At 69.4% G+C, this 18,220-nt stretch carries 18 protein-coding genes and 1 pseudogene; 8 read left to right on the top strand and 11 right to left on the bottom strand.

The genetic code is table 11. The features are described from left to right. Positions 1 to 6: 6 nt before the first annotated feature. On the bottom strand, positions 7 to 1,515 hold the full coding sequence (locus ACIPWY_RS32795; RefSeq protein WP_393702111.1) for a carotenoid oxygenase family protein: 1,509 nt from the start codon (positions 1,513 to 1,515) through the stop codon (positions 7 to 9). A 197-nt stretch (positions 1,516 to 1,712) separates the two neighbouring features. Beyond that, positions 1,713 to 2,882: a hypothetical protein gene (locus ACIPWY_RS32790; RefSeq protein WP_401536215.1), complete on the bottom strand. Its 1,170-nt coding sequence runs from the start codon at positions 2,880 to 2,882 to the stop codon at positions 1,713 to 1,715. 352 nt (positions 2,883 to 3,234) lie between these two features. Between ACIPWY_RS32790 and ACIPWY_RS32785 the strand changes: the two genes are divergently transcribed. After that, positions 3,235 to 3,762, top strand: a complete 528-nt coding sequence (locus ACIPWY_RS32785) for a hypothetical protein (protein ID WP_362907205.1) — start codon at positions 3,235 to 3,237, stop codon at positions 3,760 to 3,762. A gap of 191 nt (positions 3,763 to 3,953) precedes the next feature. Here the strand turns inward: ACIPWY_RS32785 and ACIPWY_RS32780 are convergent, their stop codons facing one another. From ACIPWY_RS32780 to ACIPWY_RS32770, 3 genes are all read right to left on the bottom strand, one after another. Then, positions 3,954 to 4,337, bottom strand: a complete 384-nt coding sequence (locus ACIPWY_RS32780; protein ID WP_362907203.1) for an SgcJ/EcaC family oxidoreductase — start codon at positions 4,335 to 4,337, stop codon at positions 3,954 to 3,956. A 53-nt stretch (positions 4,338 to 4,390) separates the two neighbouring features. After that, on the bottom strand, positions 4,391 to 5,104 hold the full coding sequence (locus ACIPWY_RS32775) for an SDR family NAD(P)-dependent oxidoreductase (RefSeq protein ID WP_393702116.1): 714 nt from the start codon (positions 5,102 to 5,104) through the stop codon (positions 4,391 to 4,393). Between the two features lie 164 nt (positions 5,105 to 5,268). Then, the gene (locus ACIPWY_RS32770) at positions 5,269 to 6,189 is read right to left on the bottom strand and encodes a LysR family transcriptional regulator (RefSeq protein ID WP_393702118.1); all 921 of its coding nucleotides are present in this window, start codon (positions 6,187 to 6,189) and stop codon (positions 5,269 to 5,271) included. Positions 6,190 to 6,328: 139 nt separating this feature from the next. On the opposite strand from ACIPWY_RS32770, the gene ACIPWY_RS32765 reads away from it, so the two are divergent. Next, positions 6,329 to 6,616, top strand: coding sequence for a muconolactone Delta-isomerase family protein (locus ACIPWY_RS32765; RefSeq protein ID WP_393702120.1), 288 nt, complete (start codon positions 6,329 to 6,331; stop codon positions 6,614 to 6,616). On the opposite strand, the gene ACIPWY_RS32760 is transcribed toward ACIPWY_RS32765, so the two are convergent. Together ACIPWY_RS32760 and ACIPWY_RS32755 are read right to left on the bottom strand one after the other, a co-directional pair. Then, entirely contained in the window at positions 6,617 to 7,216 is a 600-nt protein-coding gene (locus tag ACIPWY_RS32760) for a TetR/AcrR family transcriptional regulator (protein ID WP_362907195.1), read from the bottom strand. A 394-nt stretch (positions 7,217 to 7,610) separates the two neighbouring features. Further along, positions 7,611 to 8,492, bottom strand: a complete 882-nt coding sequence (locus tag ACIPWY_RS32755) for an alpha/beta hydrolase (protein WP_362907193.1) — start codon at positions 8,490 to 8,492, stop codon at positions 7,611 to 7,613. A 388-nt stretch (positions 8,493 to 8,880) separates the two neighbouring features. On the opposite strand from ACIPWY_RS32755, the pseudogene ACIPWY_RS32750 reads away from it, so the two are divergent. Next, a pseudogene (locus ACIPWY_RS32750) lies at positions 8,881 to 9,026 on the top strand (IS5/IS1182 family transposase); the annotation flags it as partial. A gap of 82 nt (positions 9,027 to 9,108) precedes the next feature. Here the strand turns inward: ACIPWY_RS32750 and ACIPWY_RS32745 are convergent. Next, entirely contained in the window at positions 9,109 to 9,921 is an 813-nt protein-coding gene (locus tag ACIPWY_RS32745; RefSeq protein ID WP_393702123.1) for an SDR family oxidoreductase, read from the bottom strand. Positions 9,922 to 10,059: 138 nt separating this feature from the next. Then, positions 10,060 to 11,568, bottom strand: coding sequence for a long-chain fatty acid--CoA ligase (locus ACIPWY_RS32740; RefSeq protein WP_393702125.1), 1,509 nt, complete (start codon positions 11,566 to 11,568; stop codon positions 10,060 to 10,062). A 190-nt stretch (positions 11,569 to 11,758) separates the two neighbouring features. On the opposite strand from ACIPWY_RS32740, the gene ACIPWY_RS32735 reads away from it, so the two are divergent. Continuing rightward, a complete protein-coding gene (locus tag ACIPWY_RS32735) occupies positions 11,759 to 12,709 on the top strand; it encodes an alpha/beta fold hydrolase (RefSeq protein WP_393702127.1) in 951 nt (316 codons plus the stop codon). 55 nt (positions 12,710 to 12,764) lie between these two features. Further along, positions 12,765 to 13,421 carry a TetR/AcrR family transcriptional regulator gene (locus tag ACIPWY_RS32730; protein WP_393702129.1) on the top strand — a complete coding sequence of 219 codons (657 nt, stop codon included), beginning with the start codon at positions 12,765 to 12,767 and terminating at the stop codon, positions 13,419 to 13,421. A 34-nt stretch (positions 13,422 to 13,455) separates the two neighbouring features. Here the strand turns inward: ACIPWY_RS32730 and ACIPWY_RS32725 are convergent, their stop codons facing one another. Beyond that, a complete protein-coding gene (locus ACIPWY_RS32725; protein ID WP_393702131.1) occupies positions 13,456 to 14,661 on the bottom strand; it encodes a cysteine desulfurase-like protein in 1,206 nt (401 codons plus the stop codon). A 93-nt stretch (positions 14,662 to 14,754) separates the two neighbouring features. Between ACIPWY_RS32725 and ACIPWY_RS32720 the strand changes: the two genes are divergently transcribed. Genes ACIPWY_RS32720 through ACIPWY_RS32710 form a run of 3 tightly spaced genes read left to right on the top strand, consistent with a single transcriptional unit; the run spans position 14,755 to position 16,914 of the window. After that, the gene (locus tag ACIPWY_RS32720; RefSeq protein ID WP_393702133.1) at positions 14,755 to 15,270 is read left to right on the top strand and encodes a MarR family winged helix-turn-helix transcriptional regulator; all 516 of its coding nucleotides are present in this window, start codon (positions 14,755 to 14,757) and stop codon (positions 15,268 to 15,270) included. Further along, positions 15,267 to 16,103 (top strand): ABC transporter ATP-binding protein, encoded by an 837-nt coding sequence (locus ACIPWY_RS32715; RefSeq protein WP_389543922.1) that lies wholly within the window; start codon positions 15,267 to 15,269, stop codon positions 16,101 to 16,103. The genes ACIPWY_RS32720 and ACIPWY_RS32715 overlap by 4 nt, the downstream gene beginning before the upstream one ends. After that, on the top strand, positions 16,063 to 16,914 hold the full coding sequence (locus ACIPWY_RS32710) for an ABC transporter permease (protein ID WP_362907179.1): 852 nt from the start codon (positions 16,063 to 16,065) through the stop codon (positions 16,912 to 16,914). Before ACIPWY_RS32715 ends, ACIPWY_RS32710 begins: the two co-directional genes overlap by 41 nt. 30 nt (positions 16,915 to 16,944) lie before the next feature. On the opposite strand, the gene ACIPWY_RS32705 is transcribed toward ACIPWY_RS32710, so the two are convergent. Continuing rightward, positions 16,945 to 18,189 (bottom strand): erythromycin esterase family protein, encoded by a 1,245-nt coding sequence (locus ACIPWY_RS32705; protein ID WP_393702136.1) that lies wholly within the window; start codon positions 18,187 to 18,189, stop codon positions 16,945 to 16,947. Between the last annotated feature and the right edge of the window lie 31 nt (positions 18,190 to 18,220).

Raw genomic sequence — 18,220 nt, 5'->3', positions numbered from 1 at the left:
CCTGGCTTACGCGTCCGCCACCCAGCTCCCGTGGAAGCCGAGCGGCACCCGACCCGGAAGGTGGATGCGGGCCAGAGGGCGGGCGGTGAAGTCCTGGGCGGAGAGGATCACCAGGTCGCTCGCGCCGCGGTCGGGGTTGTGCACGTAGGACAGGAGGTAGCCGTCGTCCTCGTCCCGCGCCCCGCGGCGTGGTGCGAACACCGGCTCCCCTGCCGCCGCGCCGTCCGGGAATCGGTGCACCTGCCGACTGCCCCGCAGCATGTCGTGCTTGACCAGGCAGTTGGTGAACTTGTCGTCCGGCGGCACCCCGTCGACCGTCTCGTAGGCGCGCCACATCTCCGCGGCGCTCGCCGCGTACGCGAAGCGGTGCCGCCGCGATACCAGGGACTCGTTGACGCGGGGGAACTCCTGCGGCAGGTCGTCGAGCCGGGTGCTGGTCACGCGGCCCGCACGCAGGTCGATGGTCCAGCGGTCGAGGGCGGGTGTACCGGTCGTGGAGGGCCCGCCGTTGCCCCGGCCCGCGGCGTAGAACGGCGCGGGCATGGTGGTGAGTTCCATGACGACGGTGTCGCCCTGGTCGTAGGCGTTGAGCGTGTGCGAGTAGAACACCGGATCGATCTCGAACCAGCGCGTGGCGCCGCCGCCGCGCGGCATCACCCCCACCCGCATCGGGTGCTTCGGGTTCCACACGTAGGGCACGGGTGCCCCCGCTTCGGCGGCTGCCACGTCGAAGGTGATCGGTACGTCGACGATCACCACGTACTTCCCGGTCAGAGCGAAGTCGTGCATCATCGGCGCGTCCGCGACCGGGATCCTGGTGGTCCGTGCCACCCGGCCGGTCCCGTCTATCACGAGGTGCCGCACGTGGTCCCAGGTCGGGTAGTACGTCACCGCGTGCAGTTCGTCCGCCACCGCGTCGTACTTGGTGTGCGCGGTGAACGCACCCTCCAGCGTGGAGCGGAAGTCGTAGGGCCGCACCGTGTTCAGCTCGCCGTCCAGTTCGTACGGCAGCGGCCCGCTCTCCTGGAGGGCGAGGATGTGCCCCTTGTACGGGATGACGTGTGTGTTGCAGGCGAAGTCGTCCGGCGGCACCTGGCCCGGGTACGGCTCGCCCAGTTTCCGTGCCACCTGCGAGGAACGCACCCACCGGTTGCGGTACCACTCGGCGCGTCCGCCGCGCAGCCGCACGCCGTGCACCATGCCGTCCCCGAGCATCCAGTGGTGAGCCCGTGGGTCCTCAACACCCAATGCGTTGGGGCCTGTACGCAGGTAGCGGCCGTCCAGGTCACGCGGTACCCGGCCGGACACTTCGAGGCCGAACGCGGTGAGTTCCTCGGTGACCGGCGCGAACGCGCCCTCCAGGAACGGAGTCGGATCCCCTCCCCCTGCCCCCGCGGCACGGGTCGCGGCCTGCGCCTCGGTGGCGTAGTGGCCGAGGTCGTAGCCTCCGACGACGCTGCCGGCCGCCGCGATTGCCGCTCCCTGGAGGATCCTTCGGCGTGTGTGACCGCTCATCGCTCTTCCCCGTCCTTGGCCGGTGCCCGGCGCCTCTTCGCCGGTGCTGGGAAAAGCCTGCCGCGCGGCCGACCGCCAGTCAGGTGGCCTGAGACCCGGGTTGGGGGTGGTGCCGGCAACACCCCCACCAAGGTCCCTGACGACACATCACTGCAGGGGCGGGCAAGACGTCGCCGCGTGGCGTACAGCGCGTTCTCTCAGCCGGGAACCTCAGCCGTGTCGCGGCCGACGGGCACGTCACCCGTGTCGCGGCCCCCGGCCAGCCGCAGCGTCGCAACGGCTGCCAGCCCCGCCGCGATGCCGAAGGTGAGTGCGGCCGGGCCGGTGCCGAGAGCGGAGAACCGCTGCACAGGCCCGTACACGCCGGCCGTGTCGTCGATCGCCATGTGCAGCACCTGGCTCGCCAGCAGTCCCAGCACGGTTGCGCAGATCCCGCCCACCGCCATCGCCGGCACCGTGGTCCGTGTGAGCAGGCCGGGCAGCAGCCGCAGTGCCCACCACACCACGACCAGCATGAGCACGTCGACGGATCGGTAGAGCAGCCAGTCCCCGAGCCCCGTGGCACCGGGGCCCGCCCAGCCGCCGAGCAGCAGCCACTGGCGCAGCAGGTCTCCGGGCTCGGACAGCATTCCCGCGCCACTGAACGAGGTCTGGATCCAGGCCGCCACCGATTGGTACGAGAGGACCACCAGCGAAAACGCGACCACCGCCGTCCCGACGCTCGCTGCCAGGCGGGCCGCGTGCGGCGGCACGCTTCGCCGGGGCTGCGGGTCCTCACCCTTGGCGGTGACACGCGCCACGAGCACGGTGAGCGCGGCGGTCAACAGCCCTGCGAACACAGTGATCGGGCCGCTCGACGCGATCACACCCGACAGAGCCGGCAGGACCCGGTAGCTGCCGTGTCCCCTGGATGCGATCAGCCACGGCGCGGAGACCGTCACGGCCAGCGTTCCGGCCACCGGGGCCCAGGCCCACAGTGCGAGGAGGGTCGCCGGTGTACGGCCCCGCGTCGGCGGGATCCTGCGGACCAGGAGCAACGCTCCGGCGAGGAAGAACACGAAGACCGCCACGAATCTGATCTGCATCGCGGTGCTGTACAGATCGGCGTAGCTGGTGCTCGCGCTCAAGCCCGCGCTGGCGCTCAACCCGGTGTTCGTGTCCACGGGCCCGCCGGACATCAGCTCCGCCGGGGGATCGTACGACCAGGGTCCGAGCCAGCGTTGGAGTTCACTGACGGACTGGGGGTCGAACACGGTCGTGGTGCCGCGCAGTTGCAGTGCCTGCATGCTCGCCCCCGCCCACCACAGCAACAGCGTGATCACCACGCCTCCGACCAGTGCCGGTATCACCGCGCGCCGATATGTCATGTGCCGTCCCCCGCCTTGGCCCTGCAGCCGTACGTGCTGCGATCAGCGGAAGAATAAGGGGTGGCGATCTCGTCCGGCAGGCGTACCGCCGCACCCTTGCGGTCGGCGAGGTGAGTGAGCACATCGACCATGGCCCAAGCGGTCGGCTCGCCCCGCACATGGTCGAGGCCACGTCGGCATCGGCGGCCTGGTCGAGGTCCTCGGTGCCGAGAGCGGTATCGTCGATGACCGCGTGGGGAGGTGTCCCTCCGCGTCGGGAACTTGCCGTCCTCCTCCGCACGTTGCGGTGGACGACCTGATCGTTTGATGAATGACACGACGGCCGCGCCGTCGTCGGGGGAAGTGAGCAACCATGGCCATGGTGGGGCTGTTCTGGATCGCCGGGGGCGACGTGTACGTGGGCGCGAAGCCGTCCGGTCTGGCTCCGGGGGTGCGCCTGACCCCCGAGGGCGTGGTGGGCCTCGGAGACCGGCAGTCGACCCTCTGCCTGTGGGAGGACGTGACGGCCCTGACGGTGACGGACGTGCCCGTGAAGTCCCTGATGCGGCAGGTCGGCGTGGTCAGGAACCTGGCCCTGAGCGCGGTGACGGAGCTGGCCCTGCCCGTGAGCTCCGGCCGGGTCGACGAGGCCCCGCCGTTGATGACCCTGCATGTCGAATCATCCGGCGGCGACCACGAGTTGGCGGCTTACGTCGCCGCGGCCGTCGGCTACCCCCAGACCGAGGTCGACCTCTCCCGCGCCCTGCTGTCCCGCCTCACGGAGGGGGCCGCGACGATGGAGACGACGCTGGCTGCGATGTCGGAGTGGGGCCGTGCGTGGGAAGGCGAATCGCCCCGGGCCTCGCAGCGGGAGCAGTTGTTGCGGGAGTGGGCGGCCTAGGCAGTTTCGTTTGGATCACTGAGAGCGGTGGGAGCCGCAGATGGCTGCGATGTCGGTCCTGCGGTCTACGGTGCGATCATGTTTGTCCTGCCCGATGGTCTGCCTCCCGGCCGGTTCCTGTCGCGTGATCCCATACCCGTGTGAACAGCGGCCTCGTCCCCTATCGCAGACTCGCCATCTGAAACAACGACTTAGTCCAACCGGGACACCTGGTAGTGGACGATGGACCAGCCGTCCGCCACCCGGCGCACCACAATCGCAAGCTTGACGGCAACCGGGGTCCGGTCGGTGAACGAGAACTCGGCGTCCAGGTAACCGAGTACCAGGTCGTCGGCCAACCGCCGGGTTTCGAGGATTCGGTACTCGGCAGTCATGCCGAGGGGTTGGGAGTCGTAGTACTCGGCGATGCCCCGGTGCCCGACGGTGTACGGGTGCAGGCCCTGGAAGATCGCGTCCTCGGTGTAGAGGGAGGCGACCAGTTGCGGGTCGTGCGCGTCGACGGCCGCCTTCCAGGGGGCGAGGACGCCGCGCAGGATCGCCGCGTCGTCCGTCGTGGTGTTGGTCGTGGTGCTCATCGGGTTTCTCCCGTCGAATGGAGCGGAGCCGAGCCGTCGGACGGAGCCAGGGATCAGTGTCCGGCGCTCATACCGCCGTCGACGTGCAGGATCTCGCCGGTGACGAACGGAGCCGTCTCGAGGTAGACCACGGCGTTGACGATGTCGCTCACTTCGCCCATCCGGCCGACCGGGTGCAGGGCGGCGAGGCCCTGGTGGGTCTCCTCCGGGTGCATCGGGGTCCGGATGGTGCCCGGTGACACGGCGTTGACGCGGATGCCGCGGGTGGCGTACTCGATGGCGAGGGACTTCGTGGCGGACTGCAGGCCGCCCTTGGTCAGCGAGGCCAGGACGGAGGGAACGCGGGAGTCCGCGTTGTCGACCAGGCTGGTGGTGACGTTGACGATGTGGCCGCCGCCCTGGGCCAGCATGTGCGGAACGGCAAGCTGGGAGATCCGGAAGAACCCGGCCAGGTTCACTCCGGTGACGATCGCGTAGTCGTCGGCCGTGTGGTCGGTGAAAGGCTTGGAGAGGAAGACGCCCGCGTTGTTGACCAGGGTGTCGATCCGGCCGAACCGCTCCACTGCGGCGGCGATCACGCGTTCGGCGGTGGCCGGGTCGGCGATGTCGCCCTGGACGGTGAGGATGTCCGCGTCGTCGGCGGGTGCGATGGTGCGTGAGGTGGCGACGACGGCGTAGCCCAGCTTGCGGTAGGCCTCGACGAGGCCGGCTCCGATGCCCTGTGAGGCTCCGGTGACGATCGCGACCTTCTGATTCTGAGAGCTCATGACGACCTTCTCCGAATAGTGGCTGAGGTGCCCCCGGCCGGTACTAGCCGACCGGTCGCCTATTCAGAAAACTAGGCGTCCCACAAAGACGAAGTCAAAGGTCAGAGGGCCTTTCACCAGGACCGGAATCCTCATTGCTGAGAGGCCCGGTCTCCCAGCGCACGTCAGCGGTGCGGGTCCCCTTCGGGCAGCCAGGCGCCCGGGGAGCGGAGTCCGAGGTCGTCGACGCCGGCGCAGAGCGCGTCGACGACGGCGAGCACCGCGGTACTCGTCTCGCCCTCGCGCCACACCAGCGACCAGGTCCAGTGCACCGTCGGCGCGACGACCTCGCGCCGCACCAGATCGGACGGCAGTGCGGTGGTCTGCCCCTTGGGCGAGTTGACGACCGGGCGGCGGCTGCGGCGGACGTGGTCGAAGAAGGCGGGGCCGGTGATGCCGCCGTCGCAGATGCGCACCGCGTGGGCCCCGGTGTCGTGGCACAGCTGCTCGGCGTAGGCGTTCCAGGACGACCAGGAAGTGGTGTCGTCGTCGAGGAGGACGGCGGTGTCCTGGGCGCGCACGTCTGCCGTGTCGGCGCCCGTGGCCACAGCGTAGAGCCGGTCGGCGCCGAGGAGTCGGGCGCGCAGGCCATGCCGTTTCAGCTCCTCGTCGCGTACCCAGCACACGGCGAGGTCCAGGCTGCCGTCGGCGACGCGGGCGGCCTGGGTGTGGGAGGGCGCGATCCAGGCGTCGACGTGCAGCCGGGCGACCCCGGCGGTGCGCGTGGTCAGGTCCGCGGGGAGCCAGTTGACGTAGCCGAGCCGGACCGCTTCCGAGCCCGCCAGCCGGCCGGCCCTGAGCTGAAGGTCGTCGGCCCGCTCCAGCAGCGCCCGGGTGTGCGGGAGCAGGGCGGCGCCGGCCGGGGTGAGGGACACCGAGCGGCGGTCGCGGTCGAAGAGTCGTACGCCGAGGTCGCGTTCGAGGGCCTTGATCTGCTGGGAGAGGGAGGGCCCGGCGATGAGGAGGCGCTCGGCGGCGCGGCCGAAGTTCAGCTCCTCGGCGACCGCGACAAAGTACCTCAACTGGCGTAGTTCCACGCCCGTCATGCTACGCGGGCTGAGAGGCTGAACCTCTCAGCAGGAAGGCAACCTGTCGTGGCGTCCCGCGCCCGTGGCGGACAAGGCTGAGGGCAGGGAAGCCCGGCGCTCCGCCGTCCGGCGGGGCGGGCCCGAACGGAGCGAGAGCATGCAGGAGTTTCTGGTCGAGATCACCACGACCGTCCCCGACGGCACCAGCCAGGACGAGGTCGACCGGCGCCGCGCCGCCGAGGCCGTACGCGCCCGGGAACTGGCCGCCATCGGCCACCTGGCGAGACTGTGGCGCCCGGTGGGCGAGCTGCGCAGCGTCGGCGTCTGGTGCGCCGCCGACGAGGCGGAACTCCACGAGAAGGTGCTCGGCACTCTGCCGCTGAGCCCATGGATGAGCTTTACCGTGACGCCGCTGGAGCCCCACCCGAACGACCCCGGTCGCTGATCAGGCGGCGCGGGCCCCGAGCAGGGCAAGGGAGTTGACCCAAAGGGAGCTCAGCCGCCCGGTGTTGTTGTAGAGCTTCGCGAACATCACCTGGCCCTCCAGCTGGGCGACGACGGACCGCGCCGCCTCCCGGGTGTCGGCGACGGTGACGTCCCCGCGGTCGAGGGCCTCGGTGACGACCGCATCGACCATCTCGACCTGGGCGTCGAAGATCTCCTGCAGTCGCGTGCGGACGACCTCGGTCCGGTTACTCATCTCCAGACTGAGGTTGCCGAACAGACAGCCCGGCACGATGCCGCTGTCCTGCTGTCCGGTACGCAGCCCGGCCTCCGTCTCCGCGAACAACTGCCGCAGCCGCTCCAGCGGTTCGCCGTCGCCGCCCAGGACGCGCGTCCACTCCCGCCGCTGGTCCGCCCAGTGCTCGTCGACAACGGCCAGCGCGAGCGCTTCCTTCGACTCGAAGAAGTAGTAGAAGCTGCCCTTCGGCACGCCGGCCGCCTTGCAGATCTCAGCCACTCCCAGCGCGGAGTAACCACGCGCCTCGAAGAGCGACCGCCCGGCCGCGAGGACCTTCTCCCCGGCGTCACTGATCCTGCCCATACGGCAACTATACGACCGGTCGGCTATCCATTTCCCTGCTGACTGACGCGGTGATCGCCGACGTCGCCGGACGACGGCACCAGGCCCCGCGTACCGGCGTCCTGACAAAGTAGACGCCGCGCAAACACCTCAAAGCGTTCGTGCACCACATGGTCGGTCGACCCGCAGCACGACGCGGCCCCCTCTACTCGGGCAAACGCAGGTTGCGGACGCGGTCGTCGGCAACGCGAGGTTCGAGCCGTACGTGAAGGAGTCCTCGGAGAGGTCGACGGGGGCCGGCGGCGGGGTCACGAGGACATTCACTGCGCCGGTTCCCAAGGAGGCGGCGACGGTGGTGAAAGCCAACGCCGTCCCGCTCGAACTGAACGGGGACACTGCCAGGCAGGGACGGCCGTCAACGCGCCCGGCGCAGAAAATCGACGACCAGGTCTGTCGTCGCCTGCGGCTGCTCTTCTGTGATCCAGTGCCCGCAATCCGGGATGATCGCATCTTCGACGTCATCGGCGACACTTCGCAGCACCTCGCCGATACCGGGGCCGAATGTGGCTTCGCCACCGAAGGCCAAGACAGGCATCTGAAGCTTGCCCTGCGCAAGGAACATCCTGTTGTCGGCCGCATCCTGGCTGAACGCCAGGAACTGGGCAAAGCTCGCTCGCATTGCACCGGGTTGCGCATAGAGCGCCGCATAATGCTGGCGCTTCGCTTCATCAAACCGACTCGGATCCACGGAAAGCTCGTTCCAGAAGCGGTCGAGATAGATACGCTCGCGACCGGCAACCAGGCGCTCCATGTCGTGACCACCGAAGCCGAAGTGCCACATGGCCGGATCCTGGGTGATCCGATCCCAGGGTCCGACGCCGGGCAGCGGCGCATCGATCGCCACCCATCGGCGCACGCGCTCGGGTTGGGTGGCGGCAACAGCGAAGCCGACCATGATGCCGATGTCATGCGTCACCAACTCGACAGTGCGCACTCCCAGGACGTCCAGGACGCCCCACACGTCCGCCGCCTGATTCTTCTTGTCGTAGCCGCCATCAGGTCTCGACGAGAGACCCAATCCACGTAGGTCGGGCACAACAATCATGTGGTCTTCGATGAGTGCGCTCGCCACATGACCCCACATGTCGCCGGTCGTGCCGAAGCCGTGCAGCATGACGATCGCTGGACCATGCCCGCCGACGCGTACGTGGATCTTGGCGCCGTTGGTTTCAATCTCACGCGACCGCATACCGGCCGGGAAGGGGTAAATGCCGTCCTGCCGACTGTCGTTGTTCATCGCTCACTCCAGGTTTGAAGGAACATTGGCTCCGACGACGAGGGCAGCCGGAGAAATAGCTCCGCGTTTGGGAATGGAAGGCCCGACTGGACGGCAGACTCCCCGGCTATAAGTCCTCGTAGCGCATCTCCGCGTCGCCGTGAGGAGCTGGACCAGAAGCCAATCCGCACCACACCAGCGAAACTATCCGACCGGTGAATTACGTTCCACTACATGTCGAATGCCGTCCCCCACGAGGCAGACCCCTGACCTGCGATAGAAGGAAGGGGCTATCAGCAGGGAGGAAGCCGGTCGTGGGATTCTCCCGCCCGGAGCGCGATGTGACCCCATGTGCGCCTGAAGGACGTTCGAGCCGTGAGCAGGCAACGGCTGTTGACGTCCCGTCGGCCAGGCCGACACTGACGGCGACCTCGATTGGGTCGTCGCCGTCGACTCCACCGTCGTCCGCGCTCACCAGCACGCGACCAGGGCCCTCCGAAGGGGGCCCCGGCCGGCGAGCCTGACCACCATGCCCTCGGACGCTCGCGCGGTGGCCGAGAAGAAACGGCCTAGGCCGCGTCCGGGCCAGGCCTCGTGCGCGCCGAGGCGTTGCGCTGCCTCGATGTGCCGCCCCGGGTCATTTCACTGACTCCTGATAGCGCCGCATGCCGCGAAGCCACCGGTCGTAGTCACTGCCCTTGTGGCGGTAGAAGTCGAGTACCTGCGGGTGCGGAAGCACGAGGAACCGTTCGTCGCCGACCGCCTCCGTCACGCGGTCGGCGACATCGAGCGGCCTCAACAGCTCTCCCGAGTCCAACACGGCGCGGGCCGCGGCGCGTTCGGCCGGATCGTCCGACCGGATGCCGGCCATGAGCAGTTCCGTCTCGACCCCCTGAGGACACAGGCAGCTCACCCGCACCCCTCGGTCCCCGTACGTCACCGAGAGCCACTCGGCGAACGCCACCGCGCCGTGCTTGCTGACGGAGTAGGTCGCGGACCCGATCTGTGTGAGCAGGCCGGCGGCCGACGCCGTGCTGAAGAAGTAGCCGGCGCCGCGCTCCAGCCAGCGTGGCACCAGCAGCTTCGCGGCACGTACGTGGGCCATCACATTGACGTCGAGTGCGCGGCCCCATTCCTCCTCGCTCGCGTCGAGTCCCGCGCCGCCGCCGACCCCGGCGTTGGCGAAGTACAGGTCGACCGGTCCGAACCGTTCCTCGGCCGTAAGGACGATCCGCTCCAGGTCCGCCGTCGACGCCGCGTTGCCCGCCACTCCCCCGACCCGCTCGCCGTGCGAACCGGCGAGCTGCTTGACCGTGACCTCGAGGCGACCGGCGTCGAGGTCGGTCAGCAGGACGCCTCGAGCGTCGTGTTCGAGGAGGCGCTGCGCGATGGCAGCGCCGATGCCGCCCGCCGCTCCCGTGACGATCGCGACTTGCCCGTTGATCTGCACGAACTCTCCCGTTCGGTTGCTCGACCGTCTCTCTCGGACCCCGGCACGGTCATTTGATCCGGAGCCGCCTTCAACGACTTGCCGGCTTGTCGACCGGCCGGCCTTCCACCGGGACGACTCGGCCCGCGCAGGGCCCACTCATTCCGCGTCCGTCTTCAGCAGGGCCGGATCGATCGCGCGCTTGAGGATCTTCCCGGTCGCTCCCTTCGGCAGTTCGTCCACGACGGCGACCAGGTGGGGCACCTTGTAGGCGGAGAGGCGTTCCTTGGCCCATGCGCGCAGTTCAGCCACGCCGAGGCAGGCGCCGGGCCGTACCGCGATGACGGCCGCGACCTCTTCGCCGTAGAACGCGTCGGGAACCCCTATGACGGCAGCTTCGACGATGTCAGGGTGTTCGTACAGGACCTCCTCGACCTCGCGCGGGTAGACGTTGTAGCCGCCGCGGATGACGAGATCCTTCTTGCGGTCGACGATGCGCAGGTCTCCGTCGTCGTCCGTGGCGCCGAGGTCGCCGGTGCGCAGCCACCCGTCGCACAGGGCCTCGGCGGTCGCATCGGGGCGGTTCCAGTAACCCTTCATCACGACGGGGCCCTTGATGTGCACCTCGCCGACCTGCCCGGGTGGCAGCTCATGACCGTCGTCGTCCCGTACGGAGATGGCGCAGCCGGGCAGGGCCCGTCCCACCCGGCCCGGCTTCGCCGGTCGCCCCGCGAGATGGCAGGTGGCGGCGCCGGTGGTTTCGGTCAGGCCGTAGCCCTCGACGATGGTGCAGCCGAACCGCTTCTCGAAGGCGCGCATCACCTCCACCGGCAGTGAGGCTCCGCCGGAGGACGCCAGACGCAGGCCGGTGAAGTCGGCGCCGGTGTCGTCGGCCGCGCGCAGAAGGGCGTTCCACATGGTGGGTACGCCCGCGATGAACGTGGGGCGGTCGCGGCGGATCATGGCCAGCATGGTCGTCGGGTGGAAGCGTTCGAGCAGGGTGAGGCTGCCGCCCGCGCGCATCGTGGTGGCCATCACGCACGCCTGGCCGAAAACGTGGAACAGGGGCAGGCCGGTCACGGCACGGTCCTCGGCGGTGATGGCGTGCACGTCGCAGAAGACCGCCGCGCAGGCGTTGAGATTGCCGTGCGTGAGCTGGGCGCCCTTGGGCCGCCCGGTGGTGCCGGAGGTGTAGAGGAGAGCGGCGGTGTCGTCGTCATCGGCGGGGTGCACATCAAGGGTCGTGGAGGTCTCGGTCAGGCCGGTTCCGGTGAGGCCTTGCGTCAACTCCCAGTACGGGAGGGCCAGTTCATCAGCCGCCATCTTCGGTGCCGGAGTGATCGTGTGCCAGCCCAGGACGAGCGACACCGCCGCATCGTCCGCCACGTACGCCAACTCCCTGTGCGGGGCCATGGTGTTGGCCGTGACGGCGATGGCTCCGGCGGCGAGGATCCCGTAGTAGGCGAAGGCGAACTCGGGCACGGAGGGTGCGACGAGCAGGACTCTGTCACCGGGGCGTACGCCCTGCTCCGCGAGGCGGCCCGCGACGGCGGCGGCGCGCTCGCGGAGCCGGCCGTAGGTCCATTCCTCGCCGTCCTCCCCGCGCAGGGCGATGCGGTCGGGTGCGGACGAGGCGTGATTCCAGACTGGTGCGGCAGCGTTGGCCATGCGGGACGACCTTCCGGGCTCGCTTGGGGTCGAGGGGGCGGAATGCGGGCGCGCGGCCCTCCGGACAGCTGTCGCGTGCCCGCCTCATGTATATTTGAACTCAACGTCAAGTTCAACACCTCTGACACGCCCCCTTGTCGGCGTGACTTCCTTGCGCCGCCAGCATGCGAACGACAGGAGTTCCGAGCGCATGACGACCCATTCGACACCCATGCCGATGACCGACTGGGAGCGCGTCGCGGCACGGGATGTCACGACCAACGGCATCACCCTCCGCGTCTTCGAACACGGTGAAGGAGGGCCGGACAGGCCGCCCGTGGTCCTGTGTCACGGCTTTCCCGAGCTGGCCTTCTCCTGGCGGCACCAGGTCCTGCCCCTCGCCGCGGCGGGGTACCGCGTCCTGGTTCCCGACATGCGCGGATACGGCGGCAGCTCGCACCCCGACGACGTCGACTCCTACGACATCCTGACGCTCTGCGCCGACCTGGCAGGGCTCCTCGACGACGTCGGCGCGGACGACGCCGTCTTCGTGGGACACGACTGGGGCGCCTCCGTGGTGTGGAACATGGCCTTGCTCCATCCCGAGCGGGTACGCGCGGTGGCCGGGATGAGCGTGCCGGTGACGCCGCGCGCCCCTGTTCCGCCGCTGCCCATCCTGCGCCAGCGCAACGGCGACGACTTCTACATGGTGTGGTTCCAGGAGCCGGGCGTGGCCGACCGGGCGCTGAGCCAGAACGTGCGCAGGACGCTCGTCACGAGGGAGATCTACTCCGCCGAGTGGGCCGCCAGGCCCGACGAGCAGTTGCCGCCTCCGCATTGGCTGAGCGACGAGGAACTCGCCTACTACGTCAAGACGTTCGAGCAGACCGGCTTCACCGGTGGCCTCAACTACTACCGCAACCTCGATCGCAACTGGGCGCTGACCGAGCACCTGGACGGCCGCCTCATCACACAGCCGTCGCTGTTCGTCACCGGGTCGAAGGACCCCGTGGGGAAGTTCATGCCCGCGCACGGACTCGACCGGGTACTCACCGACCTCCGTGGACACGTCGTCATCGACGGTGCCGGCCACTGGATCCAGCAGGAGCGACCCGAGGAAGTGAACGCCGCTCTCCTGGAGTTCCTCTCCACCCTCGGCTGATAGCATCCGCTGCCACCGGTGATGTACATGATCGAACAAGAGTGGATGGACCGCAGTGGCTGCCCAGACCCCGGCCGCGGACGGCGGCCAGAAACAACCGATCACGCCACGCAGCGCGCGCGGTCTCAGGACCCGTAACGCGCTGATCACCGCGGCCCGCGAGGTTTTCGAACGCGACGGATATCTGGACGCCCGGATCACGGACATCTCCAAGGCGGCCCATGTCGCCTCCGGGTCCTTCTACACGTACTTCAACAGCAAGGAAGAGATCTTCCAGGCGCTCGTCGCGCAGGTGCAGGAGGAGATGCTCCACCCGCACCTGCGCGAGCGCACCGGCATCACCGACACCCGGCAGCTCATCGACGCCTCGAACCGCGAGTACCTGCGCGCGTACAAGAAGAACGCGCGCCTCATGGGGCTGTTCGAACAGGTGGCCCAGGTCGACGAGAAGTTCATGGCACTGCGTATCGAGCGCGGCAACGCCTTCGCACGCCGCAACGCCAAGCTGATCTCGGCGCTGCAGGAGAACGGCGAGGCCGACACGAGCCTAGATCCGCTGATCACGGCACACGCCCTGTCCGTCATGGTGAGCCGCATGGCCTACATGGTGTTCGTGCGGGGCCAGCGCATCCCCTTCGAGCGGCTCGTCACGACGCTCAACAAGATCTGGGAGAACGGCCTCCAGCTCACGCCCGCCGATCCGGAGCGCTGACCGCCGCGGGCAGCCCGCCCTCCGGACAGGCGTGTCAGAGGCCAAGGAAAGACGAAAGACCCTCGAGGAACCTGTCGACGTCATCGGCGGAGTTGTACGGCGCCAAGCCCGCTCTCAGAGCGGGGCTCTCCAGTTTCAGGGTGGCGAAGGTCTCGTAGGCGTAGAACGACCCGGCGGGGGCCACGACGTCGCGTGCGGCCAGATGGACCTGGGCGTCGAGGGCGTCGCGGCCTTCGATGGTCATCAGGAGGGTCGGGGTGCGGTCGGCCGCCTTCGAGTGCAGGGTGACGGCGTCGCCCAGTGCGCGCAGCCCGTCTTCGAGTCTCGTGCGCAGCGCCCGCTCGTGCTCGTGCAGGGAACCCAGCGCATGTGCGAGCCGCTCCCTGCGTGTGGCCCCTGTGCCCGGGTCGATCGCCGCGAGGAAGTCCACGGCGGCCGTGGCGCCCGCCAGGATCTCGTAGGGCAGCGTGCCGAACTCGAAGCGCTCCGGCACGGTGTCGGGGGACGGCTCGAGCTTGTCGGGGTGGATGGTCTCGAGGAGTTCGGGCGCTGCCGCGAGCACGCCGCAGTGCGGTCCGAGGAACTTGTACGGGGAGCAGACGAAGAGGTCCGCGCCCAGCGCGGGCACGTCGACCAGGTGGTGGGCGCTGTAGTGCACCCCGTCCACGTACACGAGGGCGCCGGCCTCGTGCGCCCGGTCGGCGATCCGGCGCAGCGGCGGCTTGGTGCCGAGTACGTTCGAGGCCGCCGTGACCGCGACAAGGCGCGTCCGGGGCGACAGTGCCCGCTCGAACGAATCGAGGTCGAGCTCCGTGCTGTCGCCGTCGATCTCGATCCAGCGGACCGTCACTCCGGCCCGCACGGCAGCCTGGATCCAGGGGCGGACGTTGGAGTCGTGATCGAGGCGGCTGAGGACGATCTCGTCGCCCGCCCTCCAGTCTTTGGCCAGGTGCCGGGAGAAGTCGTACGTCAGCTGGGTGGCGCTGCGCCCGTGGACGACACCTTCGGCGGGTACCTGGAGCAGGTCGGCGTAGGCGGCGCGGAAGTCGGTGACGGCGCGCTCGGCGTTGAGCTCGGAGCGGCTGACAACCCCACGGTTGGACAGCGGGCCGGTCAGCGTCGCGGCTATGGCGTCGGCGACAGGGCGGGGGGTCTGCGTCCCGCCCGGCCCGTCGAAGAAGGCAAGGCCGTCGTCCAGGGCGGGGAAGTGGGCCCGGAGTGCATTCAGGTCGATGGCCATGGCCTCAGCTTTCTGGGGAAACGGATGGCTCCATGCGCCCACCGTAGGCCGTCGGGTCTGTGAATAGCTCGTACACAGAGCTAAACTTGTTTCATGGCCACGGACGAGCTGGCAGATTCCTTCGCCGACGTACTCGCCGCCGTGCAGCGCCTGTCCCGGCGCAGGCTTCGGCACGGTCTGAGCGCGCCGCCCTTGCGCGGCGCCCAGGTAGAGCTCCTCCGCCTGGTGGTCGAGCGGCCCGGCATCGGAGTGTCGGCCTCCGCGCGGGAACTGCGGCTCGCCGGGAACTCCGTGTCCACGCTCGTCAACCAGCTGGTCAAAGCCGGCTTTCTGCGCCGCGAGACCGATCCGTCGGACCGCAGGTCGGCGCTGCTGTACGCGACCCCCGCCGCAGCGGCCCGGTTGCGCGACTGGCAGGTCCGCCGGGGCACGTTGATGCGGGAGCAACTGGTTGCGCTCGGCCCGGCGGACCGGGCCGCGCTCGCCGCCGCGCTGCCGGCTCTGCGCAAGCTCGCGGACAACCTGCACGAGGACCGCACGCCCGCCATCCGCACAGATGACGCAACGCCCCACGCAGTACGGGCAGAGCCGGGAGGCGCACAGGCATGAGCGAGGACCCCGCGGTCTGCTGCCGCGAGCTGGAGTACGCGTTCGGTGAGACCCGGGCCGTGGACGGCCTCGATCTCATGGTCGGGCAGGGCGAGGTCTTCGGACTGCTCGGACCCAACGGCGCCGGCAAGACCACCGCGATCCGCTGCATCACCACTCTTCTGCCGGTGCCGCGCGGCCGCGTATCCGTGTTCGGGCACGACGCGGCGACCGAGCAGATGGCCGTCCGCAGGCTCCTCGGGTACGTGCCGCAACAACTGTCCGCCGACTCCGGCCTGACGGGGCGGGAGAACGTGACACTGTTCGCCCGCGTCTTCGACGTCTCCCGGCGCGAACGGGGCCGCCGGGTGTCCCAGGCGCTCGCCGCCGTCGACCTCACGGACGCCGCGGACCGGCTCGCCAAGACCTACTCGGGCGGCATGGTGCGCCGGCTGGAACTCGCCCAGGCGCTGGTGAGCGCTCCCCGTCTGCTGATCCTCGACGAACCCACCATCGGGCTCGACCCGATCGCGCGGACCAGCGTGTGGGACCACATCAACGCGGTCCGCCGCGCGACCGGCATGACCGTCCTGGTCACGACCCACTACATGGACGAGGCCGACCAGTACTGCGACCGGGTCGCGCTCATGCACCGCGGACGCGTGCACGCTCTCGGCACCCCCGACGGGCTCCGCCGCGACCTGCACGAGCAGCGCGGGAACGCCGGATCCGATGAGCCGTGGCCGACCCTGGAGGACGTCTTCCGGGACGTCGCCGGCCGCGGACTCGACAGCGAAGGTGGTGACTTCCGCGATGTCCGCAGCACCCGCCGCACCGCGTCCAGGCTCGGCTGACCCGGCCGAGTTCGACCTGCTCCTCACCCCGCCCACGGCCCGTACCGGATGGCGCGTGGCACCCGCCCGCGTGATCGCCCTGTGCGCCGTCGAACTCCAAAAGCTCCGGCACGACCGTTCGGAGCTGTACACCCGAGCCGTCCAACCGGCCCTGTGGCTGCTGGTGTTCGGCGAGACATTCACCCGGATCAAGGCGATCCCGACCCACGGCATCCCCTACATCGACTACCTCGCGCCCGGCATCATCGCCCAGTCCGCGATGTTCATCGCCATCTTCTACGGCATCATGATCATCTGGGAGCGGGACGCAGGCATCCTGACGAAGCTCCTGGTCACCCCCACCCCACGCGCGGCACTCATCACGGGCAAGGCCTTCGCCGCCGGAGTCAAAGCGCTGATCCAGGCCGTCGTCGTGATCGTCATCGCGGCGCTCCTCGGCGTCGCCCTGACCTGGAACCCGCTGCGGCTGCTCGGTGTGGCCGTCGCGGTGGTGCTCGGCTCGGCGTTCTTCGCCTGCCTGTCGATGACCATCGCCGGCATCGTCCTCACCCGGGACCGTCTGATGGGCATCGGCCAGGCCATCACCATGCCGCTCTTCTTCGCGTCCAACGCCCTCTACCCGATCGCGCTGATGCCGGGCTGGCTCCAGGCGATCAGCCGTATCAACCCGCTCAGCTACCAGGTCGACGCACTGCGCGGCCTGTTGCTGGGTACACCCGCGCATCTCCCCCTGGACTACGCGGTACTTGCGCTGGCCGCCGCTCTCGGGATCGTCGCCGCGTCCTCGCTGCTGCCCCGACTGGCGAGGTAGGCAGCGCCCCGTGCGGGGCGCGGGTGCCTCCTAGGACCCCTTCGATTTCACGAGTTCCGGGAACACATGGGAAGGGACGTCCTTGACGAACACGATCCCGTCGCTTGCGGCCAGGTGGGCCGGGTCGAAGGGGGCGTAGCCGTAGTAGGGCGACACGCGGGCGGCCGGCTGTGTATCGCCGAGGGCGGCGGCCAGGCGGGGGGCGTCGACGACGCAGCGGTCCTCCGGGAGCGCGTACAGGAGTCCTTCGACGGTGTCCGGCAGTGGCGTCATCACTCCGCGGTGCCGGAGCGTGCCGAGGGCCGTGGCCACGAAGGCGTACCCCTCGCCGAGCCGGGCGCTCACGAGGGCACCGGCGCTCCACCACTGCACCGGCCCCTGCCACATCTGCATCGTGCTCTGCTCCCGCTGGAGATGGGAGTTGTGGGCGTGGATGAGCGCCGGGCCACGATCGGCGACGGCGAGGAGGTTGTGGGCCATCATCAGATCCCGCAGCGCGCACAGCCGCGTCATGCGAGCCGGTGAGGTGTCGGCCATCCCGTGGTGGTAGCGCAGCAGGCCGGTCGCGGTGCGTCCGTACAGGCGTGCCCGGTCGCAGTCGTCGCGCGAGGTCGCCTCCAGCAGGTGCGGTGTCTGCGCATCGAGCAGCGCCACGAGATCGTCGGCAAGCAGCCGCAGTCGGCCGGCCTCGGCCGACTGCCCGACGGACCGGGACGGGTCCGTCATCGCGGCGGGATCGGTCCACCGGTCGTCGGCACCGAGCAGGCGGTCGAGCGTTTCCGCGGTGCAGGGGAGCAGGTCCGCGTCGACCTGGGCCGACAGGTAGCCGTGGAGTGCGATGAGGGCCTGCCTGGGGCTTTCGGCGCCGGTGATCTCCAACGGGCCGTCGAAACCGGCGAAGCGGAGCCGCTCGCACGGAGGCCGGTCTTCGTTGAACGCGCGCATCCAGCGCACGAGTTCGCGGTTGGCCGCGGACGCGCCGAGCCCGAGGTCGGGGTGGCTGAATCCGAGCTCCATGACGTCGTCGAGGGTGCCCGTGCCCGTAGTCACGTAGTCGTCCACGACCAGGCCCATCATGCAGTCGCTCTCGATCGCGATCGTGCGGTAGCCCTCCTGCTCGACAAGCTGCCGGAACAGCTCGTTGCGCAGTTCGAGCAGGGTCTCCTCGCCGTGGGTGGGCTCCCCCAGCGCGAGCAGCCGCGGCCGGTCCGGAAGGAGCCTCATGACGGCAGCCGCCTCGACGGCATGGGTGGTTTCCTTGATGTCAGTAGCCATGCCTTAAACGCTATCGTTGAACCTTCGATTG

The organism is Streptomyces sp. NPDC090032 (genome assembly GCF_044748025.1).
Lineage (GTDB): Bacteria > Actinomycetota > Actinomycetes > Streptomycetales > Streptomycetaceae > Streptomyces.
The sequence above is the reverse complement of the archived record's forward strand: the minus strand, read 5'-3'. Positions and strand labels throughout refer to the sequence as shown.

Coding starts and splice junctions, on each gene's coding strand:
- ACIPWY_RS32725 (WP_393702131.1), bottom strand. CDS start 14,661: ATGGCCATCGACCTGAATGCACTCCGGGCCCACTTCCCCGCCCTGGAC.
- ACIPWY_RS32720 (WP_393702133.1), top strand. CDS start 14,755: ATGGCCACGGACGAGCTGGCAGATTCCTTCGCCGACGTACTCGCCGCC.
- ACIPWY_RS32760 (WP_362907195.1), bottom strand. CDS start 7,216: ATGGGCAGGATCAGTGACGCCGGGGAGAAGGTCCTCGCGGCCGGGCGG.
- ACIPWY_RS32795 (WP_393702111.1), bottom strand. CDS start 1,515: ATGAGCGGTCACACACGCCGAAGGATCCTCCAGGGAGCGGCAATCGCG.
- ACIPWY_RS32785 (WP_362907205.1), top strand. CDS start 3,235: ATGGCCATGGTGGGGCTGTTCTGGATCGCCGGGGGCGACGTGTACGTG.
- ACIPWY_RS32780 (WP_362907203.1), bottom strand. CDS start 4,337: ATGAGCACCACGACCAACACCACGACGGACGACGCGGCGATCCTGCGC.
- ACIPWY_RS32705 (WP_393702136.1), bottom strand. CDS start 18,189: ATGGCTACTGACATCAAGGAAACCACCCATGCCGTCGAGGCGGCTGCC.
- ACIPWY_RS32710 (WP_362907179.1), top strand. CDS start 16,063: ATGTCCGCAGCACCCGCCGCACCGCGTCCAGGCTCGGCTGACCCGGCC.
- ACIPWY_RS32790 (WP_401536215.1), bottom strand. CDS start 2,882: ATGACATATCGGCGCGCGGTGATACCGGCACTGGTCGGAGGCGTGGTG.
- ACIPWY_RS32765 (WP_393702120.1), top strand. CDS start 6,329: ATGCAGGAGTTTCTGGTCGAGATCACCACGACCGTCCCCGACGGCACC.
- ACIPWY_RS32755 (WP_362907193.1), bottom strand. CDS start 8,492: ATGAACAACGACAGTCGGCAGGACGGCATTTACCCCTTCCCGGCCGGT.
- ACIPWY_RS32715 (WP_389543922.1), top strand. CDS start 15,267: ATGAGCGAGGACCCCGCGGTCTGCTGCCGCGAGCTGGAGTACGCGTTC.
- ACIPWY_RS32735 (WP_393702127.1), top strand. CDS start 11,759: ATGACGACCCATTCGACACCCATGCCGATGACCGACTGGGAGCGCGTC.
- ACIPWY_RS32740 (WP_393702125.1), bottom strand. CDS start 11,568: ATGGCCAACGCTGCCGCACCAGTCTGGAATCACGCCTCGTCCGCACCC.
- ACIPWY_RS32775 (WP_393702116.1), bottom strand. CDS start 5,104: ATGAGCTCTCAGAATCAGAAGGTCGCGATCGTCACCGGAGCCTCACAG.
- ACIPWY_RS32770 (WP_393702118.1), bottom strand. CDS start 6,189: ATGACGGGCGTGGAACTACGCCAGTTGAGGTACTTTGTCGCGGTCGCC.